At 65.3% G+C, this 12,383-nt stretch carries 9 protein-coding genes; 8 read left to right on the top strand and 1 reads right to left on the bottom strand.

Features of this window, described 5'->3' with window-relative positions:
- Positions 1–74: 74 nt before the first annotated feature.
- Positions 75–614, bottom strand: coding sequence for a MarR family winged helix-turn-helix transcriptional regulator (locus tag B9A23_RS05070; RefSeq protein ID WP_254894997.1), 540 nt, complete (start codon positions 612–614; stop codon positions 75–77).
- Between the two features lie 181 nt (positions 615–795).
- On the opposite strand from B9A23_RS05070, the gene B9A23_RS05065 reads away from it, so the two are divergent.
- From B9A23_RS05065 to B9A23_RS05030, 8 genes are read left to right on the top strand one after another with little or no spacing between them, the layout of a single operon-like run.
- Positions 796–3,744, top strand: coding sequence for a TonB-dependent receptor domain-containing protein (locus B9A23_RS05065; protein WP_084277750.1), 2,949 nt, complete (start codon positions 796–798; stop codon positions 3,742–3,744).
- A 21-nt stretch (positions 3,745–3,765) separates the two neighbouring features.
- Entirely contained in the window at positions 3,766–5,181 is a 1,416-nt protein-coding gene (locus tag B9A23_RS05060) for an MFS transporter (protein ID WP_084277749.1), read from the top strand.
- 15 nt (positions 5,182–5,196) lie between these two features.
- Positions 5,197–6,111, top strand: coding sequence for a TauD/TfdA dioxygenase family protein (locus B9A23_RS05055; protein ID WP_254894996.1), 915 nt, complete (start codon positions 5,197–5,199; stop codon positions 6,109–6,111).
- Between the two features lie 3 nt (positions 6,112–6,114).
- Positions 6,115–7,095, top strand: a complete 981-nt coding sequence (locus B9A23_RS05050; protein WP_084277747.1) for a 2-hydroxyacid dehydrogenase — start codon at positions 6,115–6,117, stop codon at positions 7,093–7,095.
- Entirely contained in the window at positions 7,092–8,027 is a 936-nt protein-coding gene (locus B9A23_RS05045; protein WP_139797328.1) for a kinase, read from the top strand. Before B9A23_RS05050 ends, B9A23_RS05045 begins: the two co-directional genes overlap by 4 nt.
- A 47-nt stretch (positions 8,028–8,074) precedes the next feature.
- Positions 8,075–10,288, top strand: a complete 2,214-nt coding sequence (locus B9A23_RS05040; RefSeq protein ID WP_084277746.1) for a TonB-dependent receptor — start codon at positions 8,075–8,077, stop codon at positions 10,286–10,288.
- 1 nt (position 10,289) lies between these two features.
- Positions 10,290–11,501 (top strand): cytochrome P450, encoded by a 1,212-nt coding sequence (locus tag B9A23_RS05035; protein WP_084277745.1) that lies wholly within the window; start codon positions 10,290–10,292, stop codon positions 11,499–11,501.
- Entirely contained in the window at positions 11,498–12,382 is an 885-nt protein-coding gene (locus B9A23_RS05030; RefSeq protein ID WP_084277744.1) for a helix-turn-helix domain-containing protein, read from the top strand. The genes B9A23_RS05035 and B9A23_RS05030 overlap by 4 nt, the downstream gene beginning before the upstream one ends.
- Position 12,383: the final 1 nt, after the last annotated feature.

Raw genomic sequence — 12,383 nt, 5'->3', positions numbered from 1 at the left:
CGCGTCAATCGAAGAGAATACCAAACTGACGCTTTGGTATCCTATCATGATGAACGATGTGCGTGCCGAAAGCCTCAGTCAGTGTCCGGCTTTGCCGAGGCCACCCCGGTGGCGATCTTCTCGAGGATTCGGGTGGCAATCCGCACTTCCTCCTCGGTGAGGTTGGCGAAGACTTCGGTGCGGATCTCGGACAGCACCGGCTGCACCCGGTCGACCACGGCGCGGCCCGCATCGGTGATCTCGATGTAGCGCGATCGCTTGTCATGGGGGTTGGCGTAGCGTCGGATCAGGCCATCGGCTTCGAGCGAATGGAGCGTGCGGACCAGTGGCGGCCACTGGATGGCCAGGCGTTCGGAAAGAAGCGAGGTGGTTACCGGCGGCTGCGCGACGCTGAGCACGAACAGCGTCTGCCAGCGCGACCGCGACTGCCCGGTCCGCGCGAGCATCCGGCTTTCGACATGCGTGCCCCAGCGCCGCGCCGAGATGGCGAGGATGCGGGTGAGCTGAAATTCGGCCTCATCGCGCGAATCTTCGGGAAAGTAGGCGCGGTATTGCGGCGTATCTCTGTCAAACACGCCCAAGGCGTCAAACGCCTGATCCTGTTCGCTTTTCACCCCAAGTCCCCTTCCTGCCCATCTTGCGGGCCGCATGGCTGCTTCTAGCGACCGTTTCCAGTCGCCGCCAAACGCCATTTGACGCGCGTTACCATTTGGCTGTTGACGATATGCGTATCAAGGTACATAAAAATATGTACCGAGGTTCGCTTTAGACGTGCCGCGAGTGGGAGTATCAAGGATGCAAACGAGCACGCATGCGGCGCGCAACGCCGCCAGCAGGACCGCCCTGATCTTTGCAATTCTGGCGATGACGCCGGGCGTTGCGATGGCCCAGGATCAGCAGCAGGAGCAGGACCCGCTCCAGACAGCGCAAGGTTCGCGCGGGACTGAGGCTGCCTCGGCAGACGCGGCTGAGGCAGACGGCAACGCAGTGCCCGAAGCCGGTATCGTCGTTACCGGAACGCGGCTGGGTTCCAGCTTCAAGGCACCGACGCCGGTCACCTCGATCGGATCGGAGCGGCTGAACGCGCTGAGCATCAACAACGTGGGTGAGGCGCTGAACCAGTTGCCGAGCTTCCGGCCTTCGTCGGGCCCTGCCGCGCAGGCCAACCTCGGCGGCAATATCGGTGCCCGCCTGCTCGACCTGCGCGCTCTTGATCCGCAGCGCACGCTGGTGCTCGTCGACGGACGCCGCTTCGTGCCGAGCACGGTGCAGGGTTCGGTCGACACCAACCTCATTCCATCATCGCTGGTCCGCACGATCGACGTGGTGACGGGCGGCGCTTCGGCGGCCTACGGCTCTGACGCAGTGGCCGGCGTGGTCAACTTCGTGCTCGACCGCAAGAAGGAGGGGCTCGACGGGCAGATTGCCGGGGGCGTTTCGCAGCGCGGCGATGACGGCAACATCTTTGCAAGCCTTGCCGGCGGCACGCGAATTGGCGACCGCATCCACGTGATCGGCGCGATCGAGTACGAGAAGCTCGAGGGCCTGGGCAATTGCACGACGCGGGCCTTCTGCAACAGCCAGACCCTGATTTTGGGCAATACCGCGCCGGGAGCGGGCGGATTGCCGGCCAACCTGATCATTGCCGGGGTCAATACCTCGACGATGGCTCCCGGAGGGCTGATCAACCGGTCGTACAACGCCGCAGGGCAGGTGATCGGGACGACCGCCACCGACCCCTTGCGCGGCACCAAGTTCCTGGCCGATGGCACGCCTGCCCCGTTCCAGTACGGCACACTGGTAGGCCCGCTGTTCATGCTGGGCGGAGAAGGGCAGGGGCGCAACGGCTTCATCTCTGGCCTCAAGCTGAAGGTGCCGCTGGAGCGCGTTTCGGCCTATACCGCACTGACTGCCGACCTGACCGATGCCGTGACGCTCAGTGCCGACCTGTCCTATGGCAAGGTGACGGGATCGGTCGACGGCGCGCTGTTCCGCGATTTCAACGGGACGCTGCTGGGCCGCATCAAGCGGAACAATCCGTTCATTCCGGCATCGGTTGCCGCAGCGATGGACGCCAATGGCGTTTCATCGTTCATCCTTGGCAAGGCGGCGTTCGATATCGGCCCCGGCCGGGCGACATCGACGACCGAAACCTATCGCGGCGTGCTGGGCATCAAGGCGGACCTTGGCAGTTCGTGGACGGTCGAGGCATCGTACCAGTATGGCAGGACCAACTTCACGCAGACCGCCACCAACCTGATCAATCAGGCCAATCTGCTGAAGGCGACCGATGCGGTGCGAGCGAACGGGCAGATCGTGTGCCGGGTCAACGCCGATGCCAGCACGGCCAACGACGATGCGGCGTGCCGGCCCTACAACCCCTTCGGCGAAGGCAACTACAGCGCAGAGGCACTGGCCTATATCACCGGCGACGGGCTGCAGCGCACGGTGAACGAGCAGCATGTGGCTGGCGTCGATCTGCGCGGTGACCTGTTCCAGCTTCCGGCCGGCGCGGTGGCACTGGCCATTGGCGCTGAGTATCGCCGCGACACGGTGAACGGCACGACCGATGCGATATCAGCGGCCAACGGGTTCTATTCGCTTAACGGTTCGGCGCTTTCGGGCGGGGTGACCGTGAAGGAGGCCTTTGCCGAAATCGCGGTGCCGGTGTTGCGCGATTCACCGCTGGGCTATGCGCTGGACCTCAACGGGGCGATCCGCCGCACCGACTACAGCACATCGGGCGCAGTGACGACGTGGAAGGCTGGCGCAGTCTATGAACCGGTGGCGGGCATCCGCCTGCGTGGCACGCGTTCGCGCGATATCCGCGCGCCCAACATCTTCGAACTGTTCGGGCCGTTGACGCGCCGCTCGATCGGGTTGTCGGACCCGCTCAACGGCGGACTTCAGACCAATCCCAACGTCATCACCGGATCGAATGCCGACTTGCGCGTGGAGAAGGCTGACAGCCTGACGCTGGGCGTGGTGGTGGCGCCGAGCGATGGGTTTTTCCGCCGTATGCGGCTTTCGGTGGACTATTACGACATCAAGGTGCGCGATGCGATCGGTGCGCTGGGTGCGCAGACGCTGGTCAACCGCTGTGCACAGGGCGCGACGGCGTTCTGCAGCCAGATCACCCGCGATGCTTCGAACCAGATCCTTGAAGTGCGCGACGTGATCCTCAATTCCAACGCGCTCAAGACCAGCGGTTTCGACATCGAGTTCCAGTACCAGCAACCGCTGGGCAGCCTCGGCAACCTGAACGCGCAAGTCATCGCCAACATCACCGACAAGCTGACCACGACCGACGCGCTGGGCGAAGTGGATCGCGCCGGGCAGACTGGCCAGCGCACCGGGACGATCGCGGGCGTGCCCGATTACGTGATCGACGGCGTGCTGACCTGGACCAAGGACGATTTCCAGTTGACCGGGCATGGCCGCTACATCCCTTCGGGCCTGTACTGGACCAACTTCGTCGGGCCGGACCAGGATGGTTATGCAGTGACGCTGCCCAACAGCGTCGACAACAACCGCGTGCCGAGCCGCTTCTACCTCGACCTCACGGCGCGGGTGAACATCGATCCCGGCAATGGGCGCACCTTCCAGTTGTTCGCCACGGTCAACAACCTGCTCGATCGCGATCCGCCGGCCATTCCGGGGCCGTCGGGCGGTACCAACCAGATCCTGTTCGATCCGGTCGGCCGTGCGTTCAAGGTGGGGGCGCGCTTCCACTTCGGTGGCTGAGCCCGATCAGGATCAAAGCCCATGACCACTGCAACGCAATCCGCCGAGCCGCCTGCCACGATTATCGTGACCGAGGTCATCGAACGACAGAAGATCAATGCCTTCGTGATCCGGCTGGTGCTGCTGTCGTGGGCGGTGACGTTCCTTGATGGCTTCGACATGCTGGTCATCTCGTTCGTGGCGCCATACCTGCGCGACGGTTTTGGCGCCGATGCGATTTCGCTGGGCGAGCTGTTCTCGGTAGGCGTGTTCGGGGCGATGGTGGGCGGCATTGCCTTTGGCTGGCTGGGCGACCGCTTCGGGCGCAGGCCGGTGATCATTGCCTCGGTTGCCGCCTTCGGGCTGACCGGATTGGCGCTGGCGGCTGCGGCCGACATGCAGCAGTTGCTGGTGCTGCGCCTCCTGAACGGGGTGGCACTGGGCGGGCTGATGCCGCTGGCGTGGGCGCTGAACATCGAGTTCGTGCCATCGCGCTATCGCGCCTCGGTGGTGACGATCATCATGCTGGGCTACACACTGGGCGGCGTGGTGGCCGGGCCGATCACGGTGTGGCTGGCACCGCACTTCGGCTGGCAATCGGTGTTCGTGGCATCGGGCGTGGCGACGCTGGCGCTGGTGCCGGTGCTGCTGGCAATGCTGCCCGAATCCGCACGTTACCTGGCCGTGAAGCAGCGTTCGCCCGAACGCATCGCGCGCAGCCTCAACGCCATTTCGCCCGGGCTTGGCGCAAGCCGCGACAGCCGCTTCGTCGTGACTGACGAAAGCGCACCGCAGCAGGAGAAGCGGTTCCGGCTGGGCGCGCTGTTCGAGGGCGATCTGGGCGTGGTCACCACCTTCCTGTGGCTGGCCTATATCGGCAGTTCGATGGCGGTCTATTTCAAGTCGAACTGGGGGCCGATCATCTTCGAGGATGTTGGCTTCACGCGCACGCAGGCGGCGTGGATCATGTCGGCAAGTTCGGTGGCGGGATCGCTGGCGGGCCTTGCTGTCATGCGGTTTACCGATCGCTTCGGGCCGATCGCCATCATGTTCTACCCGGCGCTGGCAGGTCCGCTGCTGCTGGTGATGGGGCTGGCCGACCTTTCGCTGCCGAGCCTTGCGCTGCTGTCGCTTTCGACCATGGCGATGATCGGCGGGACGCACTTTGGCATGCACAGCCTGGCCGGGTTGTTCTACCCCAGCGCGATCAGGGCCAACGGCGCGGGCTGGGCGACATCGGTGGCCAAGATCGGATCGGTATTCGCGCCGCTGCTGGGCGGATACCTGCTTGCCACCAACCTGCCGCCGCAGCAGCTTTTTGCGGCGCTGGCGGTGACGCCGCTGCTTTCGGCGATCTCGCTTTATGTCCTGGGCCGCAACCACATGGCGCGCGCCCGCCAAACTCCATTGCACGGCAGTGCCGCACCTGCGGCCGAACCTGCGCAAGCCAAGATCTGAAAGAAGGTATTGCCCATGACCCTGACGGTTGTTCCCATCACGCCGCGCTTTGGCGCGGAAGTTTCCGGCGTGGATTTTTCAGGGCCGATCAGCGCGGAGGACCGGCAGGGCATTGTCGATGCGATGAACCAGTGGGGCGTCTGCGTGTTTCGCGGGACGGGGCTAGACAATGCCTCGCACATCGAATTCAGCCGCAACTTCGGGCATCTGGAAAAGGCCCCTGCCGTGAAGAACCGGCCGCGCCGCCATCCCGATCATGCCGAGATCTTCGATGCCAGCAACCTGACGCCTGCGGGTGAAATCCTCGTCGACGAGGGCATGGTGCTGCACAAGAAGGGCGACCGCCTGTGGCACACCGATTCCTCGTTCATGACGATGCGTTCTGCCTATTCGCTGCTGCTGGCCTATGAAGTGCCGGGCGAGGGCGGGCTGACCTACTTTGCCGACATGCGCAGCGCCTATGAGGACTTGCCCGAGCGGCTGAAGACGCTGGTCGACAGCGGCCAGGCCGAGCATTCGCTGTGGTATTCGCGGCTCCTTGCCGGCTTCCCCATCTCCATCGAGGAAATCGACAGCCGTCCCAAGGCGTTGCAGCCGCTGTCGCTGCGGCAGGAGGCGACTGGCCGGACCGCGATCTATATCGGCAGCCACGCGCTCGACGTGGTCGGCATGCCGCGGGAAGAGGGGCAGGCGCTGATCAGGGAACTGATCGAATTCGCGACGCAGCCGCAATACACCTTCGGCGTGCGTTATGAACCGGGCGACATGGTGATGTGGGACAACCTGACGACCATGCACCGCGGCGGCGACTTCGATATCTTCAACGAGCGACGCGACATGCGCCGGACCACGGTGCGCGAAGGCGATGCGCCGCTTGAAGCCGACGATCCGTTCACTGCATACTTCGCGGCATCTGTACCGGAGACCTGATAGATGAATGATGTGCCGCGCGCCCGGGTGCTGGTCACGCGCAGATGGCCCGAACGGGTCGAGGCGGAAATCGCGGCGCGATATGACGCGACGTTCAATGCCGAGGATCGGCCGCTCACCACTGCCGAACTGGTTGCCGCGATGGGGCAGTACGATGCGATCTGTGCGACGATCACCGACCGCATCGACCGTGCCGTGCTGCAGGCGCCGGAGCGGCGCGCGCAGATCATCGTCAACTTCGGCGCCGGGGTCGATCACATCGACCTGGAAGCTGCGCGGGAGGCGGGAGTGGCGGTGACCAACACGCCCGGCGTGCTGACCGACGCCACGGCGGACATCGCGCTGACGCTGATGCTGATGACCACCCGGCGGGCAGGCGAGGGCGAGCGCGAATTGCGCAGCGGCGGCTGGACCGGCTGGCGACCGACGCACCTCCTGGGCACGAGCCTGCGCGGCAAGACGCTGGGGCTGTTCGGGTTCGGGCGCATCGCCAAGGCGACCGCCGAACGCGCGCGTTTCGGCTTCGGCATGGACATCGCCTATCATTCGCGCCGGCGGGGGGATGCGCAGGACGAAGAGCACCTTGGCGCGCGCTATTGCGCTTCGCTGATCGAGCTGGCCGGGAGTTGCGATGTGCTGTCGCTGCACGTGCCGGGCGGCGCGGCGACGCGCGGGATCATCGGCGCCGAGGTGTTTGCGGCGATGCGGCCACACGCCGTGCTGATCAATACTGCGCGCGGTGACGTGGTGGACGAGCCGGCGCTGGTGCAGGCACTGCGCGAGGGCATGATCGCCGGGGCAGGGCTGGACGTGTTCGTAGGCGAGCCGGCGGTGTCGCAGGACCTGCGCGATGCGCCGAACACGGTGCTGCTGCCGCACCTGGGCAGCGCGACGATCGAGACGCGCGAGGCCATGGGCTTTTGCGCGCTGGCCAATCTCGACGACTGGCGCGAGGGGCGCTTACCGCGTAACGCCCTGGCGTGACCGACATTGCCACGATCATCGCGCGCGAGCGGCTGCCGGCGGACTATGCCGAAACGGTCGAGCGCTGGTGGCGGCCGCTCGCCCGGCAGATCGCGCAGTGGCATGGGGCGGCGGGCCGGACGATTGTCGTGGGCATCAACGGCGCGCAAGGCAGCGGCAAGTCCACGCTATGCGCGTTCCTCGAACAGGCGCTGCTGCCCGAATTGGGCCTGAAGGCAGTGACGCTGGCGCTGGACGACCTCTATCTGACGCTGGCCGAGCGGGAAGAGCTTGGCCGCACGGTCCATCCGCTGCTGGCCACGCGCGGGGTTCCGGGCACGCACGACACGCAGCTTGGCAGCGCGATCCTGCAGGACCTGGCCGCCGGCCGCCCCACCCGCATCCCGAGGTTCAGCAAGGCGATCGACGACCGGTTGCCTTTGGAGCAGGCGCACGCCGTGGCAGGACCGGTCGACGTGATCCTGTTCGAAGGCTGGTGCGTGGGTGCCAAGCCGCAGGAGCCGGGGGAGCTTGCCGTACCCGTCAACGACCTTGAGGCAGAGCAGGACCGCGACGGCGCGTGGCGGCGCTTTGTCAACGAACGCCTGGCGAGCGATTATGCCGCGCTGTTCGCGCAGATCGACCGTCTGGTGATGCTGCGGCCGGCATCGTTCGAAAGCGTCTTCGACAACCGGCTGCTGCAGGAGCGCAAGCTGCGCGCGGTGGAAAGTGGCGGAACCGGTCAGGTCGACGAGGACAAGCTGCGGGCCTTCATCAGTACCTATGAGCGGATCACCCGCGCGATGATGGCGCTGACGGCACTCGACCCCGAGGTGATCTATGCGCTGGGGCAAGGCCAGGCCATAGCCGGGATCACGCATCGCGGCGGCGCGCAAGAAATGTCAAATCCTGCATCATCTGCGTCTAAAGCCGCAGGCACCCCCGCGCGCTAATCTTCCTCCCGAGGCTCGCAGAAGCCGCAGACGAGGGAGAGATGACTATGGCTGCAAAGCCGTTTGCCGCGGCGTTCGTGCTGGCACTTTCGTGCACGGTTTCACCCATGGCGCTGGCGCAGGACGCTACGCCGGAAGCAGCGGTCGATGGCGACATCGTGGTGACCGCGCAGCGCCGGGAACAGTCGCTGCTCGACGTGCCGCTGGCAGTGACAGCGCTTGGCGGTGACAACCTGGCGCAGCGGGGCATCACCAATTCGGCGCAGCTTGGCGATGCCGTGCCGAACCTGCAGATCAACAGCCCTTATGGCAGCACCCAGCCCAACTTCTCGCTGCGCGGCATCGGCGTGGCGAACGAGTACAATTCCAATCAGGCGTCGCCGGTCGGCGTCTATCTCGATGACGTGTATCTGGCGCCGCGCACCAGCCACGGCATGGGCCTGTTCGACCTTGATCGGATCGAGGTGCTGCGCGGGCCGCAGGGCACGCTGTTCGGCCGCAACACGACCGGCGGCGCGATCAACTTCATCACGAAGAAGCCCGATCTGTCGGGGGCTGAAGGCTACCTCCAGGCAGGCTATGCCAACTTCGATACCTTCACCGCACAAGGCGCTGCCGAGGCGACGCTTTCGCAGGACAAGGTCGGCCTGCGCGTGGCGGGCAACTATGCCAAGGGCGATGGCCAGATCCGCAACGTCTTTCCCGGCGGGCGCGATGCCATGTCGACCGATACGCTGCAGGGCCGCGTTTCCTTGCGCGCGATGCCGTCAGAAGCGCTCGACATCACGCTGCGCGCCTATGGCGGGCGGGACCGCGGCACGCAGGCGGCAGTGCATGGGCTGGCACCGTTCCGCACCGGGCTGGGCTTCTTCGAGATCAACGAGAACCGCGTCGGCACCAACCGCACCGATGCCTGGGGCTTTTCGGCCAACGTCTCGCTGGAACTGGGCGACAATTTGAGCCTGACCTCGATCACCAGCTATGACGGCGGCAGCCAGAACCTGCAGCAGGCGGCTGATGGCTCGCCGCTGGACATCCTCGATATCAACTGGCGTTCGGACTATCGCCAGTTCAGCGAGGAACTGCGCGCCAACTATGACGGCAACGGGGTGAACTTCGTCGGCGGGCTGTTCTATGGCTGGGACCGCAACATTACCGACAACACCTTCAACCTGCCGCTGCCGCCGGCGGGGGGCTTCTTCCAGCACTACCGGCAGGTGCGAAACAGCTATGCCGTGTTCGGGCAGGCCGATATCGACCTTGCCGAAAAGCTGGTGCTGACGCTGGGCGCGCGCTTCACCCACGATACCTCGCGCTATGACGATGCCTATGCCTACCTGTTCGTGGGCGAGATCGGCGCGCCGCAGATCCCCATCGCCACGACCGTACCGTGCCCGGGCGTTGCCGGAACCTGCGCCTACAACCCTGCTGCCCGCTTTGCCCTTTCCGACAGGAACGATGCGCTGACCGGGAGGGTGGCACTGAGCTACACGTTCGACAGCGGCACGCTGGTCTATGCGAGCTACAACCGCGGCTATCGTGCCGGCGCGGTCAATGGCGGTGGCTACACCTCGTCTTCGGGCATCGGTTACATCAAGCCCGAGCGGGTGAACGCCTATGAAGTGGGCTTCAAGGGGCGTGCCGGCGGGCGCTTGCTGACTTATGCCGTTTCGGCGTTCTACTACGACTACACCAACCAGCAGTTGCAGGACACGCGCGCCGGGCCGGTATCGTTCCTGGTCAACGCGCCCAAGTCTGAAGTCTATGGGCTGGAGGCCGAAACAACGCTGCGCCCGGTCGATGGCCTGCGTATCGATGCCTCGCTGGGGCTGCTCCATTCGCAGTACAAGCGGCTGACGCTGCAGGGCGCAGACCTTTCGGGCAATCGCCTGCCCTTTGCGCCAAGCGTGACCGCGCAAATGGGCTTCGAATGGGACATGCTGCAAGTGGGCGGCGGCACGCTGACCTTCGCGCCGAACATGGCCTACGCAAGTCGCCAGTTCTTCTCGCCCTTCAACGAGGAGAATGCGCCGGGCACGCCGCAACTGAACCGCGAACTGCAGCAAGGGGCCAATGCCAAGGTCAACGCTTCGCTCAGCTGGACCAGCGATGCGATCACCGTTCGGGCCTTTGCCAACAACCTTTTCAACCGCGAGACCTATGGCTACGGCCTCGATCTGCGCGGGGCAGGCTTTCCGTACAACTTCCTCGTGCCAGCAGCGCCGCGCACCTATGGCGCCAGCGTGCGCTACAGCTTCTGACATGGTGGACCTGAAGAACCCCGACACTTACGCAGGCGGCGTTCCCTACGCCGCCCTGGCGGAGATGCGCGGGCGCGGACCGGTACATTGGAACCCGGAAAGCGATGGCGCGGGGTTCTGGGCGGTGCTTGCCCATGACGAGATCGTTGCCGTCTCGCGCCAGCCCGACCTGTTCTCCTCGGCCCACGAAAACGGCGGGCACCGCATCTTCAACGAGAACGAGGTGGGGCTGACCGGGGCAGGGGAATCGGCCATCGGCATTCCCTTCATCAGCCGCGATGCGCCAAGCCACACGCAGTATCGCAAGTTCGTGATGCCCGCGCTTTCTCCGGGACGGCTCGAAGGCATCGAGGCGCGCATTGCCGAAAGGGTCGAGCGTCTGTTCGCGCAAGTGCCGCTGGGCGAGACGGTCGACATCCTGCCACTGCTCACCGTGCCGTTGCCGCTGCTGACCCTGGCGGAATTGCTGGGCGTGCAGCCTGAGATGTGGGGCGACCTGCACCGCTGGACCGATGCCTTCGTGGGCGAGGACGATCCCGATTTCCGCCAGTCGCCAGAAGCCATGCAGGCGGTGCTCGGCGAATTCATGAGCTTTGCCAGCGCGCTGTACGAAGAGCGCCGCGCCAATCCGGGGCCGGATATTGCCTCGCTGCTGGCCAATGCGCAGATTCGGGGCGAGGCGGTGCCCTTGCGCGATTTCATCGCCAACCTGATCCTCGCGCTGGTGGGAGGCAACGAGACCACGCGCAATTCGATCAACCATTCGCTGATCGCCTTTGCCGACAACCCCGACCAGTGGGACATGCTGTGTGCCGATCCGGCGCTGCTGCCCGGCGCGGTCAAGGAAATGGTTCGGTTCGCAAGCCCTGTCATCCACATGCGCCGCACCGCGATGCGCGATACCGAGCTTGGCGGTGAGACGATCCGCAATGGTGACAAGGTGGTGGTGTTCTACCCCGCCGGAAACCGCGATCCGGCGATCTTTGCCGACCCCGACCGGTTCGACATCACGCGCCCGGCAAAGCACCATCTCGCCTTCGGAGCGGGCGCGCACGTCTGTGTCGGCTCGCGGCTGGCGGAGATGCAATTGCGGCTGGCCTTTGCCGAAATGGCGCGCCATGTTCGCAGCATCGAAGTGGTGGGAGAGCCTGCGCGCGTGCGCTCGAACTTCATCAACGGGTTCAAGCGGCTGGAGGTCAAGCTGCTGGCATGACGCAAGGCGCCGCCTGGGATAACAAGGCGATCATCTGCGACGTTCTCGGCCGGTCCCCGGACGTCGAGATGGGTTCGATCGGCGAAGGCTGGTCGCTGTGCCGCTGGCGGCAGTTCGTCGGCGCCTATACCCTGCCGGCGCTGCCGCAGCCGATCTTTACCGTGCACCTTGCCGGCAAGCCGCAGGTCAAGACCTGGGACAAGGGCGGCTGGACCGAGACGAGTTCGATCCCCGGCTGCGCCACCATCGTTCCGGCTGGGATGCCGACCGGCTGGCTGGTCGACGGCGAGCTGGACGTGGTGACGCTGTCGGTGGCGTCCGATGCGCTAGCCGGGCAGCCCCATGCCGACCAGTTCAACCGGATGCGCTTTGCCTTTGCCGATCCGCTGGGCGTGGCGCTAACGCGGCAGATCCTGTCGGAAATCTACGCCCCGCAGGCCGACGAGCGCACGGCCTATGTCTCGGCCATGGTCGGCGCGCTCAAGGCGCACATCCTTTCGGGGCCACCGGCGCACGGCAACCCGGTGGACATCCCGGTATCGGACTTTTCGGCCTATCGCCTGCACAAGATCATGAACGCGATCCTGGCTGATCCTGCCGCCGAGCACAGCCTCGAGGCGATGGCCGCCACCGCCGGGGTCACGCCATCGCACTTCTGCCGCCTGTTCAAGAAGGCCGTCGGCATCTCGCCGCATCAATATGTCATGAAAGCGCGGCTCGACCGGGCGCAGCAGATGCTCGTACAAACCGAGATGAGCCTTGCGGCGCTGTCCGAGGCGGCGGGATTTTCCAGCCAGAGCCATTTCAGCCGCGCCTTTCGCGGCTGGTTCGGCATGGCGCCCAGCGATTTCCGCCAGCAGGAACGGCGCCGCGCCGACTGAA

The organism is Novosphingobium sp. B1, assembly GCF_900176395.1.
In the GTDB taxonomy this organism is placed as follows: domain Bacteria; phylum Pseudomonadota; class Alphaproteobacteria; order Sphingomonadales; family Sphingomonadaceae; genus Novosphingobium.
The sequence above is the reverse complement of the archived record's forward strand: the minus strand, read 5'-3'. Positions and strand labels throughout refer to the sequence as shown.